At 66.0% G+C, this 20355-nt stretch carries 20 protein-coding genes and 1 riboswitch; of the genes, 9 read left to right on the top strand and 11 right to left on the bottom strand.

The annotated features are described in order from the left end of the window. Positions 1–239: 239 nt before the first annotated feature. Positions 240–1583, bottom strand: a complete 1344-nt coding sequence (locus AAE021_RS11845) for a 6-phospho-beta-glucosidase (RefSeq protein WP_342022533.1) — start codon at positions 1581–1583, stop codon at positions 240–242. Next, entirely contained in the window at positions 1580–2392 is an 813-nt protein-coding gene (locus tag AAE021_RS11850) for a DeoR/GlpR family DNA-binding transcription regulator (protein ID WP_342022534.1), read from the bottom strand. The genes AAE021_RS11845 and AAE021_RS11850 overlap by 4 nt, the downstream gene beginning before the upstream one ends. 169 nt (positions 2393–2561) lie before the next feature. Between AAE021_RS11850 and AAE021_RS11855 the strand changes: the two genes are divergently transcribed. From AAE021_RS11855 to AAE021_RS11870, 4 genes are all read left to right on the top strand, one after another. Further along, positions 2562–3641, top strand: coding sequence for a PfkB family carbohydrate kinase (locus AAE021_RS11855; protein WP_342022535.1), 1080 nt, complete (start codon positions 2562–2564; stop codon positions 3639–3641). 143 nt (positions 3642–3784) lie between these two features. Further along, positions 3785–5158, top strand: coding sequence for an ABC transporter substrate-binding protein (locus tag AAE021_RS11860; RefSeq protein WP_342022536.1), 1374 nt, complete (start codon positions 3785–3787; stop codon positions 5156–5158). Then, positions 5133–6116 (top strand): carbohydrate ABC transporter permease, encoded by a 984-nt coding sequence (locus tag AAE021_RS11865; protein ID WP_425362397.1) that lies wholly within the window; start codon positions 5133–5135, stop codon positions 6114–6116. Before AAE021_RS11860 ends, AAE021_RS11865 begins: the two co-directional genes overlap by 26 nt. Next, entirely contained in the window at positions 6113–6928 is an 816-nt protein-coding gene (locus AAE021_RS11870; protein ID WP_342022537.1) for a carbohydrate ABC transporter permease, read from the top strand. Before AAE021_RS11865 ends, AAE021_RS11870 begins: the two co-directional genes overlap by 4 nt. Before the next feature lie 6 nt (positions 6929–6934). Here the strand turns inward: AAE021_RS11870 and AAE021_RS11875 are convergent, their stop codons facing one another. The 7 genes from AAE021_RS11875 to AAE021_RS11905 are packed head-to-tail and all read right to left on the bottom strand — an operon-like array spanning position 6935 to position 13439. Continuing rightward, positions 6935–7654 carry a GntR family transcriptional regulator gene (locus tag AAE021_RS11875; protein ID WP_342022538.1) on the bottom strand — a complete coding sequence of 240 codons (720 nt, stop codon included), beginning with the start codon at positions 7652–7654 and terminating at the stop codon, positions 6935–6937. Positions 7655–7661: 7 nt separating this feature from the next. Then, positions 7662–9053, bottom strand: a complete 1392-nt coding sequence (locus tag AAE021_RS11880) for an MmgE/PrpD family protein (RefSeq protein ID WP_342022539.1) — start codon at positions 9051–9053, stop codon at positions 7662–7664. Continuing rightward, positions 9050–10210 (bottom strand): CaiB/BaiF CoA-transferase family protein, encoded by a 1161-nt coding sequence (locus tag AAE021_RS11885; RefSeq protein WP_342022540.1) that lies wholly within the window; start codon positions 10208–10210, stop codon positions 9050–9052. The genes AAE021_RS11880 and AAE021_RS11885 overlap by 4 nt, the downstream gene beginning before the upstream one ends. After that, the gene (locus tag AAE021_RS11890; RefSeq protein ID WP_342022541.1) at positions 10207–10752 is read right to left on the bottom strand and encodes a MaoC family dehydratase; all 546 of its coding nucleotides are present in this window, start codon (positions 10750–10752) and stop codon (positions 10207–10209) included. The genes AAE021_RS11885 and AAE021_RS11890 overlap by 4 nt, the downstream gene beginning before the upstream one ends. 11 nt (positions 10753–10763) lie before the next feature. Continuing rightward, the gene (locus AAE021_RS11895; RefSeq protein WP_342022542.1) at positions 10764–12179 is read right to left on the bottom strand and encodes an aldehyde dehydrogenase family protein; all 1416 of its coding nucleotides are present in this window, start codon (positions 12177–12179) and stop codon (positions 10764–10766) included. After that, complete coding sequence (locus tag AAE021_RS11900) at positions 12172–12624, bottom strand: zinc ribbon domain-containing protein (RefSeq protein WP_342022543.1); 453 nt, start codon at positions 12622–12624, stop codon at positions 12172–12174. Before AAE021_RS11900 ends, AAE021_RS11895 begins: the two co-directional genes overlap by 8 nt. After that, positions 12621–13439 (bottom strand): N-acyl homoserine lactonase family protein, encoded by an 819-nt coding sequence (locus tag AAE021_RS11905; protein WP_342022544.1) that lies wholly within the window; start codon positions 13437–13439, stop codon positions 12621–12623. Before AAE021_RS11905 ends, AAE021_RS11900 begins: the two co-directional genes overlap by 4 nt. A gap of 254 nt (positions 13440–13693) precedes the next feature. Between AAE021_RS11905 and AAE021_RS11910 the strand changes: the two genes are divergently transcribed. Both AAE021_RS11910 and AAE021_RS11915 read left to right on the top strand, forming a co-directional pair. Next, a complete protein-coding gene (locus AAE021_RS11910) occupies positions 13694–14869 on the top strand; it encodes an acyl-CoA dehydrogenase family protein (protein ID WP_342022545.1) in 1176 nt (391 codons plus the stop codon). A 28-nt stretch (positions 14870–14897) separates the two neighbouring features. Continuing rightward, positions 14898–16007: an alcohol dehydrogenase catalytic domain-containing protein gene (locus AAE021_RS11915; RefSeq protein ID WP_342022546.1), complete on the top strand. Its 1110-nt coding sequence runs from the start codon at positions 14898–14900 to the stop codon at positions 16005–16007. Positions 16008–16096: 89 nt separating this feature from the next. Here the strand turns inward: AAE021_RS11915 and AAE021_RS11920 are convergent, their stop codons facing one another. Continuing rightward, positions 16097–16468, bottom strand: coding sequence for an excalibur calcium-binding domain-containing protein (locus tag AAE021_RS11920; protein WP_342022547.1), 372 nt, complete (start codon positions 16466–16468; stop codon positions 16097–16099). A gap of 43 nt (positions 16469–16511) precedes the next feature. Here AAE021_RS11920 and AAE021_RS11925 point away from each other — a divergent pair, with 43 nt between their 5' ends. Next, positions 16512–16826, top strand: coding sequence for a hypothetical protein (locus AAE021_RS11925; protein WP_342022548.1), 315 nt, complete (start codon positions 16512–16514; stop codon positions 16824–16826). A 523-nt stretch (positions 16827–17349) separates the two neighbouring features. Here the strand turns inward: AAE021_RS11925 and AAE021_RS11930 are convergent. Beyond that, entirely contained in the window at positions 17350–17712 is a 363-nt protein-coding gene (locus AAE021_RS11930) for a hypothetical protein (protein WP_342022549.1), read from the bottom strand. Positions 17713–17825: 113 nt separating this feature from the next. Here AAE021_RS11930 and AAE021_RS11935 point away from each other — a divergent pair, with 113 nt between their 5' ends. Next, entirely contained in the window at positions 17826–18347 is a 522-nt protein-coding gene (locus AAE021_RS11935) for a hypothetical protein (protein WP_342022550.1), read from the top strand. A 140-nt stretch (positions 18348–18487) separates the two neighbouring features. After that, positions 18488–18578: riboswitch (SAM riboswitch) on the top strand. Positions 18579–18673: 95 nt separating this feature from the next. Next, on the top strand, positions 18674–20353 hold the full coding sequence (locus AAE021_RS11940) for an ABC transporter substrate-binding protein (protein ID WP_342022551.1): 1680 nt from the start codon (positions 18674–18676) through the stop codon (positions 20351–20353). The last annotated feature ends 2 nt before the right edge of the window (positions 20354–20355 follow it).

The raw sequence follows: 20355 nt of genomic DNA on the forward strand, positions 1-20355 counted from the left end.
GTGTGGCAGGCATTGTCGTTCGGATCAGGCTCGCGGCATGGACCGCACAACGTCCAGTCCGGCTGGAGCTTGGCGCCGCAGGACATGCAAAAGTTCAGCAAAAGTTTTTTCCCCCGAAAAAACGGGGAATGCGAGTGCAGCTATCCCCCGATAAAACAACACTCTTACAGCGAGGAGCCTAGCACGCGGGGAGCCTTTTAATGCGCTGCTAATCACCGCTAAACGCGCTCCACACGGGGTTATTTAAAGGCGTCAGCCACTCCTGGAATTGTTTGCCGATAAACGTCCAGGAGTTTTTGCGCCACGGAAACGGAATCCACCAGTGGGTGAGCCGCCAGCGCCCGCCAGGCCAGCACGGGATCCCGGTGCACGGATGCGGCGATGGTCAGCTGCTCCACCGCTTTGACCTGCTGCAGCAGCCCCAGCATTTCGCCCCTGACCGGGGCAACCTTTTGGGCGCTGACGCCGCCGGCCCTCACGTCGCAGGCCACCTCAATCACTGCTTCATCCGGCAGCTCCGGGACAGTGCCGCGGTTGGCCACGTTGAGGATCATGGTTCCGGCGGTTCCATCCGTCAGGCCGCCCATCAGCTCCAGGGCCACGCCCTGGTATCCCCCGCCATCGAGATCGCTCTCCTGCCGGTTGTTGCGTTCGTCCTCGGGGCGGCTTTCGGCCATGTAGCTGGCCTCGCGTTCATGCTTTGTCCGGTTCCACAGCTCCAGAGCGCTGTCCGGATGCCGGTGCGCCTGGTCGTAGAACCCGGACTGCTGGCGCTGGAGGAATTCGCCGCGGGTCTCGGCCGCGGTGCGGATGCGTTCGGTCGCCTCGCGCTGGAAGTAGTAGTAGTACAGGTATTCGTTGGGCACCGCACCCAGGGCACGCACCCAGTCAAAGCCCATCAGCCGGGCTTCTTCCATCTGTCCCAGCGCGGCGTCGTCGGCGAGCAGTCCCGGCAGCCTGTCTTCACCGGCCACGGAAATCCGGCGCAGCCAGCCCAAATGGTTCAGCCCAACATAGTCAAAGTCCACCGCGCCCGGTGTGGATCCCACGGCGTGCACCGCACGGCGCATCAACCCGATGGGGGTGTCGCAGATGCCGATCACCCGGTCCCCGAGCACCGCGCGCATGGCTTCAGTGACCATGCCGGCCGGGTTGGTGAAGTTGATGACCCAGGCCTCCGGGGCCACCGCTGCCACCCGTTCGGCCAGACGCCGGGCCGCCGGAAGTGTCCGCAGCGCATACGCCAGTCCGCCGGGCCCCACCGTTTCCTGGCCGAGGACGCCCAAATCCAGGGCAACGCGCTCATCGGCGATGCGCCCCTCCGCTCCACCCACGCGCATGGCGGAGAAGACAAAAGCGGCTCCCCGCAGCGCGGCGTCGAGCTCCGTGGCTACGGTGACCCGCGGCGGGCGGGATGTGGCGGCGGCCAGCTGGGCGAGCACCGACTGCATCACGGCCAGCCGCTCCGGTGCGCTGTCATACAGACACAGTTCGGTGACGCGGGCGGCGGCGTCCTCAGCGGCGAGCGCCTCGAAAATCTGGGGAACACGGAAGCCTCCGCCGCCGATCAGGGTGAGTTTCATACGGTTATTACGTCGCTTCCTGCTTGCCGGAACAGCTCCAGCGTTGGCGGATCAGAGTGGATCGATGTGATCAGGGTGGTGAAGGCTCCCGCCGAGGCCACCGGACGGATGCCGGTGCCCGGGAACTTGGTTTCATCGGCGGCGAGCACAATGTGCGGAGCGGCCGCCAAAAGGGCCTGCTTGACCGGCACTTCGGTTCCGGTGGTGTCCATGACACTGCCGTCCGGCTGGACGCCGCTGGTGCCCAGGAAGCAGATGGTGGCCCGCAGGCTGCGCAGCGCATCCTCCGTCAGGCTCCCCGCCAGCGAGTGGCAGGACCGGCGGAGCATTCCCCCGAGCAGGATCAGTTCGGTGGCCGGGTCATCGCGCAGTTCGTCCAGGACCGCCACGCTGGCGGTGATCACTGTGACGGCACGCCCGCGAAGCGCCCTGGCGATCAGGGCGGCGGTGGTGCCGATGTCCAGGACCACGACGTCGCCGTCGCGCACCAGTTCCGCGGCCCGGACCGCGATCCGCTGCTCGGATGAGGACCCGGGGGCCGGGGCTGCGGCGGGGCGGGATGCGGCTGGCGGTGCCGCGCCGGGCCCGGACTTCTCCGGATGGACCATGTGGTCCGGCTGCCCGTGCTGGTTCATCCCGGCACCCCCGCCCCGGACGCGCCGGAGCAGGCCCCGCCCGTTGAGCGCGTTGAGGTCCCTGCGGATGGTGGATTCGCTGACGTCAACCAGGCGCGCCAGGTCCGAGACGGAGGCGCTGCCGGTTTCCTGCACCCTGCGCAAGATTGCGGAATGCCTGCTGTCAGTGAGCATGAGCCTGACCCTAGCAGTCAAAATCAGCCAGCTTCAAGCATTTCGTTTCTTGTTCTGCTCAATGCTGCGTGCTAGCGTCCAAGGGCAAGCGGCAATCCACACCGATCACGCCTGCCCCACTATCCACGGATACCTGTGCAGCGACGCGCAACAGGGGAAGAAGAACCAGGTGACAAACACGCAGAACCCCGATACCCGGCTGGACCTGTTCCTCACGGGCCCACTGTTTTTCGACATTGTCTTTACCGGCCTGCCCGCATCCCCCCAGCCGGGCACCGAAGTATGGGCCGAGGGCATGGGCTCCCTGCCCGGCGGCATCGCCAATCTGGCCGTTGCCGCATCCCGGCTGGGCCTGAAGACCGGTCTCGCCGCCGGTTTCGGCGATGATGCCTACGGAGCCTGGGCCTGGTCCCTGCTGGAACAGCAGGAGAAGATCGACCTGCAGCGTTCGCGCACCTTCCGCGGCTGGCACTCCGCCGTCACGGTGTCCCTGGCCCGGCAGGGAGACCGCAGCATGATCACCCACGGCCATCCCATTCCCGTCACCCAGCGCGAGCTGATCGGCACCCCGCCCCCGGCCCGGGCGGCCCTGGCCGAACTGGTGCGCCCGGACGGCGAGGAACCCTGGTGGAAGGATTACGGCGCGGGGGAAACCCTGGTGTTCGCCGGCGTGGGCTGGGACCCCAGCGAGCTGTGGGATCCGGCGGTGCTGGCCGACCTGCCGCTGTGCCATGCGTTCCTGCCGAACCACGTGGAAGCCATGGCCTACACCCGCACCGACACCCCCGAAACGGCGCTCAGCCGGCTGTCGGACCAGGTTCCGCTCGCCGTCGTCACCAAGGGTGCCGACGGCGCCATTGCCACCGATGCCTCCACCGGCGAAACCGCTTCCGTTCCCGGCCTGCGCGTCAACGCCCTGGACCCCACCGGCGCCGGTGACGTCTTTGCGGCCGGGATGGTGACCGGCACCCTGGAGCAGTGGCCGCTGGAGCAGCGGCTGCTTTTCGCGTCCCTGTGTTCAGCCCTGTCCGTGCAGCACTTCGGCGGATCGCTCGCCGCGCCGGGTTGGGGCGACATCATGGACTGGTGGGAACCCGCCAAGGCCCGGTCCGCAGGCAACCAGGAATCCGCTGACATCGCCCGGCGCTACGGCTTCCTCGATGACCTCGTATCGGACAAGGCGCACAACGCCGTCCGCCGGGCCGAGGCCACCTTCGGCCTGCTCACCGAAGTGGAGGCCTTCTCATGAACCCCCGCCCTCCCGCGAGATGGCAAAAAGTGCGCTTCCCAGCGCTGGGAAGCGCAGTTGCTGCCATCTCGCGGGAGGGGAAGCACCCCCAGATCCAGCCCGCCGCACAGACCCAGCCCACCGCACAGTTGAAGGAAAAAGCCATGCCCAGTTCCCGCCGTCGTCGTTCCAGCGTGGTGCTGACCGCCGCGCTGTCCGCCCTTGCCCTTTCACTTGCGGCTTGCACCCCCGGCTCGGGCTCCAACAACGAAAGCCCCGCCGCGGATCCGGACCGTGCCGTGGAAACCGATGTCGCCGCCATGGGTGAGCAGACCCTGACCGTCTGGGACCAGGAGGTGCGCGGCGGGCAGAACGAGCAGATGACCCAGCTCAACGACGCGTTCATGGCCAAGTACCCCAACATCACCATTGACCGGAATTCGCAGTCCTTCGATGACCTGGCGACCACCCTGCGCCTGGCCCTCAGCGGCGAGGACGCTCCGGACGTGGTGGAAGCGAACAACGGACGCAACGCCATGGGCGACTTTGTTGCCGCCGGCCAGCTGCTGCCGCTGGATCCCTGGGCCGAGGAATACGGCTGGGCGGACCGCTACCCGGACAGCGTGCTGCAGTACTCGCAGTACAGCGAGGACGGGAAGACCTTTGGCAGCGGCAACCTGTACGGGCTCCCGCAGGTCGGCGAGGTGGTGGGCGTGTTCTACAGCAAGCCCAAGCTGGCCGAACTGGGGCTGGAGGTCCCCGAAGACTGGAGCGGTTTCGAAGCGGCGATGAAAACCGCCAAGGAAGCCGGTGAAACCCCCCTGCTGCTGGGCAACATCGAAAAGTGGCCGGCCCTGCACGTCTTCGGCCCGGTCCAGGGCTCGCTCGTGTCCACGGAGGACGTGGAGAAACTGGGCTTCGGCAACGCCGGTGCCTCCTGGACCACGCCGGAAAATGAGGAGGCCGCCCAGAAGCTGGCCGACTGGCAGTCCAACGGGTACTTCAACGACGGCGTGAACGGCACCGATTACGACGCCGCCTGGCAGTCACTCGCCGCCGGCGACGGCGTATTCCTCATGGGAGGATCATGGCTGGCCGCGGACCTGCAGGACGCCATGGGCGACGACGTCGGATTCTTCGTCCCCGCCGATGCCGCCGGTGAAGCGCCCAAGACCACCGGCGGCACCGGGCTGCCGTTCACCGTCACCAGCGAATCCGAGAATCCGGACCTCGCCGCGGCGTACATCGACTTCATCACCAGCGACGAAGCCATGGCCATCCTGGCCGAAACCGGCAACCTCCCCGTTGTCGACACCCAGAAGTACGCACCCGAATCCGGCGTGCTGCAGGACGTGTATTCCGAGTTTGGCACCGTCAGCGCCGACGGCGCACTGCTCCCCTACCTCGACTACGCCACCCCCACGATGGCCGACACCATGGGCGAGGCGCTGCAGGGAGTCCTCGACGGCCGGACCTCCCCGCAGGAATTCACCGAAGCGCTGGAAGCTGACTATGCCGAGTTCACTAACGCAGGCTAATACGACGACGGCGTCGGGTCGGGGCAGGCGCCCCGGCCGGGCCGGGCGGTCCGGATCTGCCGGCTCTGCCGGCCGCACCAGCGGCGCGAATGGACGGGCGGGTCACTGGTGGATCCCGTACCTGTACATCCTTCCGGCGTTCCTGGTCTACGCCGCCTTTATGCTCTACCCGCTGGGCCGCGCCGTGCACCTGTCCCTCTTTGACTGGGACGGGCTTTCGCTGGCCACCTTCGTGGGGTTCGGCAATTACACCGACATCCTCTCCGATACGCGGCTGCGCGCGGCCTTCGGGCACGCCCTGGTGTTTGTGTTCTTCTATGCCATCCTGCCCGTGTGCCTGGGCCTGGTCCTCGCCGCAGTGCTGACCCGCGCCAAGGTCCACGGCCTGTCGCTGTTCCGGACCATCGTGTTCCTGCCGCAGGTTATTGCCATGGTGGTGGTGGCCGTGGCATGGCGGCAGATTTACGCCCCCGACGGCGCACTCAACACCCTGCTCCGGAGCATCGGCCTGGAGGCGCTGACCCGCCCCTGGCTCGGGGACTACACCTTCTCGCTTCCCGCCGTCGGGCTCATTGGCACCTGGGTTTCCACCGGACTGGTGACCGTGCTGCTGCTGGCCGGCATGGCCCGCATCCCGCAGGATCAGTTCGAATCCGCGCGGCTGGACGGCGCCGGCGGAGTGCGGGAATTCTTTGCCATCATCGTGCCGTCAGTGCGCGCCGAGATCACCGTGGCACTCACGCTGACCATCGTGGCCTCACTGAAAACCTTCGACCTGATATACGTCACCACCAGCGGCGGGCCCGGAAGTTCCACCACCGTGCCCAGCTACGAGGTGTACCGGCGGGCCTTTGAACTGGGCCAGGTGGGTTCCGCGGCCGCGGTGGGCGTGACGCTGACAGTACTGATTTTCGCCATCACCGCCATGGTGAACCGGATCGGAGAACGAACCTCATGAAGGTCAGCGCCACCGAACGGTTCCTGAACTACGCCGTCCTGATTGTCTTTTCCGTGCTGGTGCTCGCCCCGATGCTGAACATCCTCGTCCAGGCCTTCGGCCCGCGCGACGCCGCCGCCGGCCGGGAGGGCGCCTTCCATCCGGGCAACTTCCTGGCGGCCTGGCAGGAGGGCCGGTTTGGACAGTACATGGGCACCTCCGTGCTGGTGGCCGTCATTGTGGTGTCCCTGACCGTGATTCTCTCAGTGCTCGCCGGATATGCCTTTGGCACCATGACGTTCCGCGGCAGCACCATTCTTTTTTATCTGTTCCTGCTGGGCATCATGGTCCCCGGCGAAACCATTGTGGTGCCGCTGTTTTTCGACCTGCGCGCCCTCGGCCTGACGGACACCATCTGGGCCGTGGCCATGCCGCAGGTGGCGCAGTCCCTGGCGTTTGGCACCTATTGGATGCGCAGCTATTTCCGCGGAGTGAGCCCGGCCATCGTGGATGCCGCCCGGATGGACGGCGCCAGCCCCCGGAGGATCCTCTGGTCCATCCTGGTGCCGATGGGCCGCCCGGCGATTACCACCATGGTGGTGCTGGTGTTCATGTGGACCTGGAACGAATTCCTGATCCCGCTGGTCATGTCCCCCACCGGAGCGTTCCGCACCGCTCCCCTGGGTCTGGCCTTTTTCCAGGGCCAGTACACCCAGGGCACCGCGCTGCTGGCCGCCGGTGCGGTGCTCGTCGCCCTGCCGGTGGTGGTCCTCTACTTCATCCTGCAGCGCCACTTCATCAAGGGCATGCTGGAGGGCGCGGTGAAGGAGTAGGACCGGCTAGTCCTGCTGCCGGCCGCCGGAGGGGGCGTCGCGTGCGGACATCACCTGGCGCAGGTGGGCGGCCAGCAGTTCGCCGGAATGCACAATGTGCGCGCTCATGGCAGCGCGGGCCGCTTCGGGGTCCCTGACGCTGAGCGCGTCGATAATGGCACCGTGATCATGCTGTGTTGCCGCCGGCCAGCCTTCAATGCTGGGATAAAAATGCCGCGGCACGTACCGGGTGCACAGCCGCAGGACCCACAGCAGCTTCGGAGCTTCCACCACATGGTTGAGCGCATAGTGGAAGTTGTGGTTCTTTTCTTCGAGAAGTGCAAGATCGCCCCGTACGGCCGCCGCCTGCATTTCGAAGTGCAGGGCCGAAAGGTTCCGGAATTCCTCGTCCGTAATAACCGAGGCCGCCCGAAAAGCCAGCTCTCCCGCCACAGAGGCGTGCACCGAAAAGACGTCTTCAATATCGGCGGCGCTGAGCGGATGAACGCTAAAGCCCTTTCCCCGGGTGAGGTCCACAAAACCCTCAACCCGCAGTGACAGCAGGGCCTCCCGGATCGGTGTCACCGACACACCGAGATGTTCGGCCAGTTCATCGATCACCAGCGGTTCATCCGGCACTAAATGCCCGGCGATAATCAATTCCCGTACATAGCCCGCGGCGAATTCGCTGAGGTTTCCGCGGCGCAGCTCGCTGTCATTCTTTATGTCATAGTCGGGAAGCGGCACCTTGTTACTATACGACGGCGGTGCGGGACGGCTGCACCACCTGCACAATGGCAGCGCGCATATCGGCAACGGAGGCGCCGTTGGCTGTTTCCCCAATGATCCGCAGCACTGCGGCGGCGGCTCCGGTTCCCATCAGACCACCGGCTTTCTCCAGCAGGTCCTCCCGGCTGACCCGGTGCGCCGGCGAACCGCGGAAACCGTCCGTTGATGCCTCAAGGATGCTGCCGTCCCGCAGCCTGATGGACATTTCAGCGGTCCAGGCTTCCGGAAAGGCCTCCTCCACTGCCGGGGAGGTGACGCAGGTGATCCGGCGCATCAGCGGAAGCAGCGTTCGGGCCAGTTCCGGCGCCTGATCGAACTGCTCCACCGTGGCGGTTCCGCTGCTGAGCGCCAGGGCCGCGCCGAAGCGCATATTAAACTGGGCGTCCACCGGCGTCTCCACCTTCAGCTTTGCCTCCGGAGGGTTGCTGATCAGCCGGGCGCCGGCCGAGATGACCGCCAGCGTCACGGAGTCGATGGTCTCTTCCGAGAGTTCCGGATGCTCGCGTTTTGCCTCCAGCAGCAGGTCCAGGTTTCCGTGCATGTACCGGCAGCAGGGGTACAGCTTGATGCTCGTCAGCCAGGCATAGCGCCCGGCCACCAGGTCCGCGCCGCGGCCGGGAATGAATCCGGCGCCGTACTGGGTCAGGAATCCGTCGCGCCCCTCGATCGAGCGTTCCGGGGCGGTGAACCCGGCGGCGGCCAGCCGGGCGGCCCTGATTCCGACGGCGGCGGCGTGCCCGGCATTCAGCCGTTTGGTCCAGGACCCGTCGGAGAGGAATTCGAGGCTGCCCGCGGCCATGTCGGCAGCGAGCGAGATGGCGTGCGTGGCGCGGGTTTCCTCAAAGCCGAGCAGCCGTGCTGCGGCGGCAGCGGAGCCGAGCGCCCCGGCAACAGCCGTGGGATGGAAACCCCGGGCGTAGCTTTCGGCGGCGCCGAGGATTACTCCGGCGTCGCACATCACGTCGTAGCCAACCGCGGCTGCGGTGAGCAGCTCCTCCAGGGTTGCTCCCTGTTCCTCCGCCAGGGCGATGGCCGCGGAAAAGACCACCACTCCCGGATGCAGTGATGCCTCCTCAAAGGTGTCGTCCAGCTCCAGCCCGTGGGCGGTGATGCCGTTGAGCAGCGCGGCGTCCTCGGCCCCGGTGCGCAGGCTTGTGCCGAACACCGCAGCTGCACCGTCCGGTGACAGGGAGGACTCGTAGGCCTTCACGGCAGCGAGCGCGGATTCGCGGCTGGCGCCTCCGGCGGTGACCGCCAGATAGTCGAACAGCAGGGACCGCATCCACGCCGAGTACTCGTCCCCCAGATGATGGTTGGCTATGGCGTGGCGGGCATATTGGCGGGCCAGGGGTGTCATGATGCTCTCCGTTCCGCCCGAAGCGCGGTGGCCTCGAGCTTGACGCGCTCTGTGTCGGCGCCCAGGGCGGGCACCGAGCCTTCGGCGGCGCGGTACCCGGCGGCGGTCACCGGCGGCAGCAGCCCGCGGGCGGTCCCGTGCGGGGTTTCGACGTCGATCCAGCGCGCCCGCTCGGCCAGCTGGGGATGGTTCCCGAAGCCGGCCATGTCCCGCAGCTTCGCGTTGGCAATGCCGCACTCATCCAGCAGGGTGACGACGTCGCCGCTGGTTTTGCGCGCCAGTGCGGCACCCACAAGCGCATCCAGTTCGTTGCGGTGCTTCACCCGTTGGTCGTTGCGGTGGAAACGCTGGTCGGCGGCCAGCCCGGAGTCTCCCAGGACCGTGGCGCACAGCCGCTGCCACTCGGCGTCGTTCTGGATGCCGAGGAACACCGTTCCGTCGGTGGTCCCGAACGGGCCGTAGGGGGCGATGGTTGGGTGCGCCGCACCGCTTCTGGCTGGCTGCGTGCCCGAGTACGCCGCGTACAGGAAGGGCTGCTGCATCCATTCCCCCAGGGCCTCCAGCATCGTCACTTCCAGGCGGTCTCCGCGTCCGGTTTTGCCGCGCTGGATAAGAGCGGTGAGCACCCCGGCGTAGACGTACATTCCGGTGGCGATGTCCGCGATGGAAATGCCCACCTTGGAGGGTTGATCCGGGGTGCCGGTCACGGACAGCAGCCCGGCTTCACATTGAATGAGCAGGTCGTAGGCCTTTTTGGTGGTCAGGGAACCGCCGCGTCCGTAGCCGGACACATCCACGTAAATCAGGCCCGGGTTGTCAGCGGCCAGAAGATCGTAGCCAAACCCGGCTCGCTCCAGCGCCCCGGGCGCGAGGTTTTGCACAAGTACGTCCGCCTGCAGCACCAGCTCGTGCAGGACGGCGGCGTCCTCGGCGGATTTCAAATCCAGGACCACCGATTCCTTGCCCCGGTTGAGCCAGACAAAAAAGCTGGAATCGCCCAGCACGGTGGAATCATAACCGCGGGCAAAGTCTCCCGTTCCGCGCTCAATCTTGATGACGCGCGCCCCGAGATCGGCGAGCTGGCGGGTGCCGAAGGGCGCCGCGACGGCCTGTTCAATGCTCACCACGGTGATGCCCTCCAGCGGCAGGCCAGTCATCCGGCCGCCTCCGGCAGGGAGGAAACCCCGGGCAGCGAGGACTCGTCCGGCACCGGCGCCGCCCGGTCCGGGAGGAAACCCCTGCGGTACACCAAAAAAGTGCGCCGGAACCGGATGACAATGGTGCCGTCCTGATTAAATCCCTCGGTGGCCACCTCCACCACGCCGACACCGGGCCGGGATTTGGAGGGCCGGGCGGCAAGCACCTTGGACCGGGAATAGATGGTGTCCCCCACCAGCACCGGATGCGGCAGCCGGACCTCATCCCAGCCCAGATTGGCAAACACGTTCATCGACAGGTCAATCGTTGACTGGCCCGTGACCAGCGCGAGGGTGAAGCAGGAGTTGACCAGCGGCGCCCCGAACTCGGTGTCCTGCGCAAGGCTGGAGTCCACATGCACCTTGGCCACGTTCTGCGTCATCAGGGTCAGTGACTGGTTGTCGTAGTCCGTGACCGTCTTGCCGAACGGATGGTTGTAGATGTCCCCCGGGGTGAAATCCTCAAAGAGCCGTCCGGTCCATCCCTGCACCGCAGCGCTCATGCCTGTGCTCCTCAAAGCTTGACGATGACGGTCTTTGTTGCGGTGTACGCGTCCAGGGATTCGTAACCCTTCTCCCGCCCATAGCCCGATTTTTTGAACCCGCCGAAGGGGTACTCCACCCCGCCGCCGGCGCCGAAGGCGTTCACATACACCTGCCCGGCCAGCACGGAACCGGCGAGCCGGTGCGCGCGTGACACGTCGCTGGTCCATACCGCGGCCATGAGCGCGTAGTCGGTGCCGTTGGCCAGGGCCACGGCTTCCTCCTCGGTCTGAAAGGGAGTGGACACCAGCACCGGCCCGAAGACCTCCTCACGGGCAATCCGGGAGGCCGGATCAACATCGGAGATCAGGGTCGGCAGGAAGAATGCGCCATCGCCGAGTCCGTCCGGGGCCAGTCCGCCGGTGACGATCTTGCCCTGGGCCTCATCCACGAAGCCGCGCACACGCTGCTGCTGCTTGAGGGAAATCAGCGGGCCGAGATCCCGGTCCTCCATGCCGGGGCCGATGGTGGTGGCGGCAAAGGCTGCCTCAAGCCGGCCGATCAGTTCCTGTGCGATGGAAGAGTGCACCACCAGGCGTGATCCGGCCGAGCAGGTCTGGCCGGCGTTTTGCAGGATGCCCTTGGTCACGAAGGTGGTCACGGTGTCCAGATCGGCGTCGGGGAAGACGATGTGCGGAGATTTTCCGCCCAGCTCGAGCACGGCCGGGACTACGTTCTGCGCCGCAGAGGCAGCGATGCTGGTTCCCACGGTGGTGGATCCCACAAAGCCGATGTGGTCGATGCCGGGATGCGCCGCCAGTGCGGCGCCGGCCTCGTTGCCGATACCGGGAACCACGTTCAGCACTCCGGCGGGTATGCCCACTTCGACGGCGAGTTCGGCCACGCGCACCGCGGTCCGCGGAGTCTCATCGGCCGGCTTCACCACCGAGGTGTTGCCGGTGGCAAGTGCCGGAGCGACGGCCCGCCCGAACAGCTGCATGGGATAGTTCCAGGCGATGATGCTTCCGGCCACGCCCAGCGGCTCGCGCCGCGTGTAGACGTGGAAGCCCGGATCCACCGGCAGAGCCAGGCCGTAGTAGGAATCGATGGCACGGCCGTAGAACTGAAAATACCGGGCCAGGACGACGGCGTCGTTGCGGGCCTGGCTCAGGGGCTTGCCGGTGTCTTCGCTTTCCAGCACCGCCAGGGCTTCCTTGTTCTCCAGGATGGCGCGGGCCAGGGCTTCCAGAAGGTTGGCGCGCTCTTCCGGTTTGATGGCCGCCCATCCAGGCTGGGCGGCCCGGGCGGCCTGGACGGCCTGGTCCACCAGCGCCGCATCGGCCCGCACCACGGTGCCCAGGACAGCGGAGGTGGACGGGTTGATGTTTTCGTACGAGGCTGGGCCGTCAATGTGCTTACCACCGATGTAGGCCTGGATGTCAGACATGCTTTTCTCCTGATGTGCTTGGCTTCGCGCCGGGCGCCTTCGGCGCTGCAGCCTGCGCTGCTGCGGCTTTGCCGGCGTCGCGGACTGCGGTTCCTATGTCGTCTCCGGCACGGAGCGGCCGGCCGGAGAAGATGCCTTCGTGGGCAAGCACCGGACGGCGGTCACCCGCCAACTCCGGATATTTGGCCTCGACCTTCTCGCGTTCCTCCACGCGTTTGCGCCAGTGCGAGATGGCATCGGGATGGCCGCCTCCCACCGCGTTCCAGCTTCGGGGCATGGCCTCACGGCTGATCCCGGCGCTGGCGGCGTTGCCGACCTGCACTGCGGTAAAGAGCTTGCGGCTCGAGGCTCCGCAGGCCGGGCAGTCAGGGTTGGGCGCGCCCATCGAAGGGACACCGGCCTCAAACCGGTGTCCCTCCGCGCAGCGGTAGTCGTTGAGGATCACGCGTAGTACCCGTTCGGTGCCCAGCGCAGCAGTTTGGACTGATCTTCGTCGTGTCCGAAGATCGGTTCGGCGCCGGTCCGTTCCACGATTCCGCGCAGTTTTTCCACGGATTCGAGCCAGGCCAGGTTGTTCCACACAATGGCGGCTCCGACGGCGGGCGGGCCCCAGGAGTCCCGGAGGTACACGGCGTCCGAGGTGAAGATCTTGGGTCCGTCCTCCGGCAGGTCGACCATGAGCGACATCGTGCCCCAGGTGTGGCCGGGGGTTTGGATGACGGATACGCCGGGAACAATCTCTTCGTCGCCCGCGATGCCGCCGATATCCAGTCCGCTGAAGTCGGACACGATGTGCGCGCCCTGGCTGTAGCCCTGGATGGAGGCCACGCCGTCGAGCTCCGCCTGGCTGGTCAGGATCCGCGTCTTGCCGTTGTCGAACATCTTGGCGTTGGCCGCGTGGTCGAAGTGCAGATGCGAAAGGACCAGGATGTCGATGTCCTCCGGGGTCAGTTCAAGCTGGGTCAGCGATGCGTCCAGATAGCCCTTCTCCCCTTCCGGGTCATCAAGCACCGGGAAAAAATTGTCGAACCCGGTCGGTTCCCAGCGGCTGGCCCAGTCGCGCGGGACACCGGTGTCCCACAGAATGCGGCCTTCCGGATGTTCGATGAGCACTGCGTGGGTGGGTACGTGGCCCCAGGCCCGGGGCTCCTCGCGGTTTTGCACAGTCTTAATGACCCGGCCCGGTTTAAGGAGCAGCCAGGTGAGGTCCGCCTCCATGGTCCCGGTCTCCAAGACGTGGACTTTCATTTCCTTCGTCATGAGCAATCTCCATTGATCGGTTTGGCCCGCACGCCGCGGCCCGGCCCGCCGCCGAGCCGTACCCGGCTGCCCGGAGCCACCGGCACGGAGGTGACGCGCATCACGGTAGGCAAATATATTCGGAGTGTCAATGCCTTGTCAGAGTAGTTATTGGTGCATACAGTGGGCGCAATTCTGGATATATTCAGGATCAATTGACCCCTGGGCTGAGCAGCCGCTAAACCCGCGCCTGCCCGGGCCCGAAAGGATGATGCATGGATGCCCCGGAGCACGTGGACAGCCCGCCGGCAGAGGCCCGGCTGCGGGCACGGACCGAAGCCGTGTGCGCGGATTTTCCGGACGCTTACTGGCGTGAGACTGACCGGGCGCGGCGCTACCCGCAGGAGTTTGTCGATGCAATGAATGCCGCGGGGCTGCTTGCGGTCATGATTCCGAAGGAGTTTGGCGGCGGCGGGTACGGCATTGGGCCCGCGAGCGCGGTGATGGAGGCGATCAACAGATCAGGCGGGCACTCCGCGGCATGCCATGCACAGATGTACACCATGGGCCCGATCCTCCGGCACGGATCCGACGAGCAGAAGGAACAGTACCTGCCCGCCATCGCCCGCGGCGAGCTGCGGCTGCAGGCCTTTTCGGTCACCGAGGACGCCGGCTCGGACACCATGCGGATCACGACAAGCGCCACCAAACAGGGCGGGCACTATGTGATTAACGGACACAAGACGTGGACCAGCCGGATAGCGGAATCTGATCTTGCACTGGTGCTGGCCCGGACCGGGCCGACGCCGCCGGGCAGCACCGAAGGGCTCTCGCTTTTCCTGCTGGACCTGCGCGAGATCCGCCGGGACCAGCCGGAGGCGCTGGTTGTCAGCCCGGTTCGAACCATGTTTAACTACGCCACCAACCAGGTCACCTACAAGCAGGTCAAAGTGCCGGCCAGCGCGCTGATCGGCGAGGAAGGCAACGGTTTCCGGTACGTTCTGGACGGGTGGAACGCCGAACGCATCCTGCTGGCGTCCGAGGCCATTGGAGACGGTTACTGGTTTGTCCACCGCGCCAGCGCCTATGCCGCCGAACGCGTCGTTTTTGACCGGCCGATCGGCAAGAACCAGGGCGTGCAGTTTCCCCTTGCCGACGCCTACATGCATGTGCGCGCCGCTGCCCTCATGCGCGACCGCGCCTCCGCTCTCTTTGACGCCGGCCGGCCCTGCGGAGCGGAGGCAAACATGGCCAAGCTGCTGGCCTCGGAGGCTTCCTGGGAGGCGGCTAACATTGCCCTCGACACCCACGGCGGGTTCGGCTTTGTTGACGAGTACGACGTCGAACGCAAGTTCCGGGAGACCCGCATGTTTTCGGTGGCACCGGTGAACAACAACCTGATTCGAAGTTTTGTGGCCACCAAGCTTCTCGGCCTGCCAAAGTCCTACTGAACTGAATCCCACCCACAAGGAGTAATCAATGAAGATTATCGGAGCAGTCCTTGAAGAAACCGGGCTCCCCCGCCCCTATGCCGAGTCCATGCCGCTGAAGGTGGTGGAGGTGGACCTGGATGACCCGGGGCCCGATGAAGTGTTGATCCGCATTCGTGCGGCCGGCCTGTGTCATTCGGATTTGTCCACCGTGGACGGCAACCGGACCCGGCCCACGCCCATGCTGCTCGGGCATGAGGCCAGCGGCGTCGTCGAAAAGGTGGGTGAAAACGTCACCGACCTGGAAATTGGCCAGCAGGTAACAACTGTTTTCCTGCCCCTCTGCGGCGAGTGCGAGAACTGCCGCACGGATGGAAAGCTACCCTGCACCCCCGGCAGCATTGCCAATAATGCGGGCTATCTGGTGGGCGAGCAGTTCCGGCTGCACCGGGACGGCAAGGACGTGTTCCACCATGTGGGGGTCTCCGGCTTCGCCAGCCATGCGGTGCTGAACCGGCAGTCGGTGGTCCCCGTGGGCGACGACGTTCCGCCGGAGATCGCGGCCGTGCTCGGCTGCGCGGTGCTCACCGGCGGCGGAGCGGTGATCAATGCCGGCCAGCCCAAGGACGGGCAGGCGGTCATGGTGGTTGGCCTCGGCGGGGTCGGCATGGCGGCGCTGCTGACGGCCATCTCCCTGGGCAAGGGCAAGGTCATCGGCGTGGACGCGAACCCGGAGAAACTCATCCGGGCCAAGGAACTGGGTGCCGACGAGGCCTACACTCCCCAGGAGATTGCCGAAAAGGGCATCAAGGCACCGGTGGTGATTGAAGCCGCCGGCCATCCGAAGGCCTTTGAAACAGCGGTTTCAGCCACGTCGGTTGGCGGCACCACCGTCACCGTGGGCCTGCCGTCACCTGATGCGCGGTCCAGCATCGCCCCGCTGGGGCTGACCGCCGAGGCCAGGACCATCATCGGGTCCTATCTCGGCTCCGCGGTGCCGGCGCGCGACATCCCGATTTATGCGCAGATGTGGCGCGACGGAAAGCTGCCCGTGGATGAACTCATTTCCGGGCGGATAAAGCTCAGCGAAATCAATGAATCCCTGGACCTCCTGGCGGACGGCAAGGCCATCCGCCAGGTCATTGTGTTCGAGGAATAAGCAGCCGGCACGGCGGGAGCCCCGGAAGAGATGTATTTCCGGGGCTCCTCATTGTCCGAACGCCCGTGCAGCCCGGTAATCCGCTTTTGCTATTCGCAGCCGACGCCGTCTCCGTCACGGTCGAATTTCGGCTGCCATCCGGGCTGGCCCGCGTATATGGGGGCAGCGCCCGCGGCACGGACAGCGTCGCAGTTCTGGTAATAGACGTCGGCCGGGGCGGGCTCAGGCGCAACGGGCGCAGGCGCGGGTGCTGCCGGGACCGGCGCAGGGGGAATGTACGCCTGCGCGGCCTGCTCATCGGCAAGGCGCTGCGCTTCCACGGCGGCTGCTGCGGCCGCGGCATTCTCATCGGCAATTCGCTGCGCTTCGACAGCCTGGGCCACAGCCAACTCATCTGCGGCCTTCTGGTCTGCAGCCCCCTGACGATTCGCCAGAACCGTTTTCGAGCTGTCCTCGTCCATCCACACCAGGGCGCCGTCATCATCCTCGGTGCAGACGAAAGCGATGGAGACCCCAGACGAGGTGGGCGTCGGCGTACTCGTGGCAGAGGCCGAAGCAGAGGCAGTCTTTGGCACCACCGGCGACGGCGTGGGGGTGGGGGTGGGGCCCGCAGCGGTCCTCACGGTTTCCGTTGTGCCGGCCCCGACGCAGGACTTGCCCGCAACCACTGTGGAAGTTGGCGATGGAGTCGGGGTGGGCGTGGCACTCCTGGTTGCCGACGGCGTCGGGGAGGACTTTGCGGCTGGCTGCGCGTCCTCCGCCCCGCACCCGGTAACAGCCAGGACCGCCACTGTCAGGCCGGCGACCGCCAACCCTTGAGACCGTTGGCGCCGTTCCGACGTCCCGCCGCTGGCTGAAATTGGGCCGGAAAAAGTACGTCGAAAAAGCATGGGTCCCCCAGGAAAATACCCTCATGAAATAGATGCGAATGCATCAGCCATAGAGTAACAGAGGATTCTCTGACAAAAACGTGCACCATTAATGGAACGCTAATTCATCCAGGATTGGGGCCGGAAAGAGTTCCGAAGAAATCCTTTTACAACCGCACCGTCCGGAAACCCACCAATTGGAACCGGCCAATCCTCAGCGAAAAAACCGGCCACTCCACCTTGGGCATGCTGACCGGATCAGCTGGGGCGCTTCGCTCCCTGGCCTGCCGTCTGGCCTCAGCCCGCCTGCGCCGTATTTCGGCTTCCGCCAACCGTTCTTTGTGCACCACGCGGGCCAGTTCTATTGTCATCGCCATCAGCTTCTCCTCCACCGTGAAACTCCACGCTAGGCAAGAAGGAAGGCCGGAAGCAGCGGCGATGCGGACAGTTTCAGTCCGCAGCCGGAACACCGCCTAGAGCTGAGCCGCCACCGCGCCCAGAATCTGTGTCAGATCGGCTTTGCTTTGTCCGTAGTCCAGCAAAGTTGTGGCGACCACCGGGGTGCTGGTGGCCACCACACGGGTGGTCCCGGCGTCCACCGGTTCAAAACTGAGCACAATATCCTGGCCGAAGGACTTCCACGTGGTTCCGGCCGAGAACTCGGCCCGTTCCTGCCATAAACCGGTCAGCGTCATCCGGTCCAGTCCTGCCGCGGCGCGCTCCACGGCCGGCGGAAGCGCGGCCGCGGGGGCCTGCACCAGCAGCTCCCCGCGGGCACGTGCCCGCTTTGCCGTGACTGTGAGACTAAGTGTTTTGGTGTTCCCCCTGATTGCCATGTCTCCGAGAGTAGCCGGAAGTGCCCGTTGGCAGGCCCGGAACAGGCCGCAGCCCTGTCCCGGTATTCACGCTCCCGGGTACCGTCAAAGAACGCTCTTTCCGGAGGTTCTTTATGGACTGGCTGGCCGTTTCCCTTTTTGCCGTCGCGTCACTGATCCTCGGGGCAGCCGCAGGCTGGAGTGTCCGGGCCGGCATTGACCGCCGGGATGAAAACGCAGCCCTGAACGCGCTCATCACGGACCTGCACCTGAAGCGCCCGCTGGCCGCGATCGAACCGCGGCTCATCGACGGAGCCGGCGACGAGGAACGCTGCCGCGCCACGGTGCTGGATGCCAGGGACAGAATCATCGAAACGCTGTCCCACCTGCGCAGCGGCTCCGCCAACACCGAGGTGCTGATGCGAATGTCCGCCGCGTGCACCCGCTACCTGCGGGAATCCTCACGGGCGCCGGAACGCTATCAGTTCGCCCTCATGGAGCTGCGCGGGACCATGGTCGACGGCGTGAAACTGCTCAGCGACGCCCGCCGGCGGGTTCGTTACCGTTCACCCGGCGAGCGCCCGGTGGCGAAACCCGGCCGCCCCAAGCCCGGCCGCCCGGGGTTGGGAAGGGCACCGTCACGGCCGAGCCGCTGACGTTTATGACGCCGTGCTCGACACATTTCCGAAGTAAAACGTCATGCCCCGGCGCATAGGGAAACGCTGCGTCATTGTCTTGCCGGACCGCCATCCCCCGCGCTTCCATGGTGCTGTCCGCTTTTCACCAACGGACACCCAAACCATCCAGAGCGGCTGAGAGACCTGGCTCGTTGACGCCGCAGCAACCACCCTTTTGAGGGCCGGTGCTCATGCCAGGACCGATGGACTCATTTCCCCGTTGGGCCATGGCTGCAGCTCACTGTGCAGCGGCGGCTCCGGCGTGCTCGAATACCGTGTTCCTCGGTGCGACCCGAGAGGATCCCATGCTCGACTCCGCCCGATTCCCCCGCACCTTTGCGAACCGCGCATCCCTTGCCTCCCGCGCCTCAGTCCGGATATCAACGCTGCTGGTGGTGGGTGCGCTGGCTTTGGCCGGCTGCGGATCGGGGGCCAACACGCAGAACGCCGGCGGCACCTCCCCGGCTGCGTCCGGTGAAGCGGTCGACGGCGGCACACTGGTGTACGCGGAGGTCACCCCGATCAACAACTGGCAGACCCAGGCCGCGCGTTTTTACGAGAAGTCCAATGTGCTCAACTCGGTGCTGGACCGGCTGACCTACTTCGACCCGGACAAGGGCGAGCTGGTTCCGTGGATCGCCTCGGCCTTCTCAGCCAACGCCGACAGCACCGAATTCACCTTCACCATCCGCCCCGGCGTCACGTTCAGCGACGGCGCCCCGCTCGACGCCGCCGCGGTGAAAGCAAACCTGGACAGCTTCGGCCTGGGTGTTCCCGCCGCCCAGATCCAGCCGAACGTGGACTTCGCCGGCTACCAAAGCAGCGAAGTGATCGGCTCGGATCAGGTGCTGGTCACGCTGGGCGCCCCGAACTCCAACTTCCTGCGCGCCACCTCCTCCGTCACCGCCGGACTCGTGTCACCGGCCACGCTGCAGAAGGATGCGGCCGGGCAGTCGGCCATCTCGTCCATTGCGGGCTCCGGACCTTTCGTCTACGAATCGGAAAAGCCCGATGAGGAAGTCGTGCTCGCCAAGCGGGACGGCTACGCGTGGGCGCCGGACGGAGCGGAGAACCCGGGCGAGGCGCACCTGGACAAGGTGGTCATCAAGTACCTGCCCGAGGTTGCCCACCGTGCCGGCGCCGTACAGTCCGGACAGGTGGACCTGGTGCGCGGCCTGCAGCCGGTGGACGAGGCGGCGCTGGCTTCCAGCGGAAACCAGGTTCTGGCGGCCGACGGCGTGGACCTCACCGCAAACATGGCTGCTGTGCGGACCGGCAGCGGAAAACTGGCCGATCCGGCCGTGCGGCAGGCCCTGCAGGTCGGCATCGACCGGCAGACCATCAAAGACACGGTGCTGTCCGACAGCTACACCCTGGCCGGGTCCGTCCTGAACCACCAGGCTCCGGGATTCGTGGACCTCAGCGCGGACCTGGCCTACAACCCGGAGAAGGCACGGCAGCTGCTGGACGACGCCGGCTGGAAGGAAGGCAGCGACGGCATCCGGGAGAAGGACGGCGAGAAACTCGAGGTCACCGTCACCAGCTCCAACAACTCAGTGGTGATCAAACCGGCCTTCGAACTGGTCGAGCAGCAGTGGCGGGAGATCGGCGTGCAGCTGAACAACCGCGCCGGAGACAACACCTTCCTCACCACAGCGATGCCCGACCCAAAGGTGGAGTTCTTCGGCACCCGCCAGTTCATCTACGGCGGACTGGGACCCATCTTCGAACCGGCCAACAACACCATGACGCACACCTCGGACCCGGAACTGAATGCCCTGTTCGCCGCCGAGCGCGCCGCCGCCCCGGGACCGGAACGGGACAAGGTCCTGGCCGCGGAACAGCAGGCACTCGTGGTGGACAAGGCCTTGTCCCTGGTGCTCTGGGACGAGGTCCAGGTGTACGGCGCGCACCGCAACACCCACATCGACTTCACCTCCGGCACGGCGCCTATCTTCCAGGGCGCCTGGAAAGCGGACGGCTAACC

It is taken from the genome of Arthrobacter citreus, from assembly GCF_038405225.1.
Lineage (GTDB): Bacteria > Actinomycetota > Actinomycetes > Actinomycetales > Micrococcaceae > Arthrobacter_B > Arthrobacter_B citreus_A.

Bases quoted from the DNA above. Each gene is read 5' to 3' on its own strand.
- AAE021_RS11915 (WP_342022546.1), top strand. From the start codon at position 14,898: ATGAAGATTATCGGAGCAGTCCTTGAAGAAACCGGGCTCCCCCGCCCC.
- AAE021_RS11860 (WP_342022536.1), top strand. From the start codon at position 3,785: ATGCCCAGTTCCCGCCGTCGTCGTTCCAGCGTGGTGCTGACCGCCGCG.
- AAE021_RS11930 (WP_342022549.1), bottom strand. From the start codon at position 17,712: ATGGCAATCAGGGGGAACACCAAAACACTTAGTCTCACAGTCACGGCA.
- AAE021_RS11935 (WP_342022550.1), top strand. From the start codon at position 17,826: ATGGACTGGCTGGCCGTTTCCCTTTTTGCCGTCGCGTCACTGATCCTC.
- AAE021_RS11905 (WP_342022544.1), bottom strand. From the start codon at position 13,439: ATGACGAAGGAAATGAAAGTCCACGTCTTGGAGACCGGGACCATGGAG.
- AAE021_RS11850 (WP_342022534.1), bottom strand. From the start codon at position 2,392: ATGCTCACTGACAGCAGGCATTCCGCAATCTTGCGCAGGGTGCAGGAA.
- AAE021_RS11870 (WP_342022537.1), top strand. From the start codon at position 6,113: ATGAAGGTCAGCGCCACCGAACGGTTCCTGAACTACGCCGTCCTGATT.
- AAE021_RS11895 (WP_342022542.1), bottom strand. From the start codon at position 12,179: ATGTCTGACATCCAGGCCTACATCGGTGGTAAGCACATTGACGGCCCA.
- AAE021_RS11880 (WP_342022539.1), bottom strand. From the start codon at position 9,053: ATGACACCCCTGGCCCGCCAATATGCCCGCCACGCCATAGCCAACCAT.
- AAE021_RS11940 (WP_342022551.1), top strand. From the start codon at position 18,674: ATGCTCGACTCCGCCCGATTCCCCCGCACCTTTGCGAACCGCGCATCC.
- AAE021_RS11890 (WP_342022541.1), bottom strand. From the start codon at position 10,752: ATGAGCGCTGCGGTGCAGGGATGGACCGGACGGCTCTTTGAGGATTTC.
- AAE021_RS11885 (WP_342022540.1), bottom strand. From the start codon at position 10,210: ATGACTGGCCTGCCGCTGGAGGGCATCACCGTGGTGAGCATTGAACAG.
- AAE021_RS11920 (WP_342022547.1), bottom strand. From the start codon at position 16,468: ATGGACGAGGACAGCTCGAAAACGGTTCTGGCGAATCGTCAGGGGGCT.
- AAE021_RS11865 (WP_425362397.1), top strand. From the start codon at position 5,133: ATGCCGAGTTCACTAACGCAGGCTAATACGACGACGGCGTCGGGTCGG.
- AAE021_RS11845 (WP_342022533.1), bottom strand. From the start codon at position 1,583: ATGAAACTCACCCTGATCGGCGGCGGAGGCTTCCGTGTTCCCCAGATT.
- AAE021_RS11910 (WP_342022545.1), top strand. From the start codon at position 13,694: ATGGATGCCCCGGAGCACGTGGACAGCCCGCCGGCAGAGGCCCGGCTG.
- AAE021_RS11925 (WP_342022548.1), top strand. From the start codon at position 16,512: ATGGAGACCCCAGACGAGGTGGGCGTCGGCGTACTCGTGGCAGAGGCC.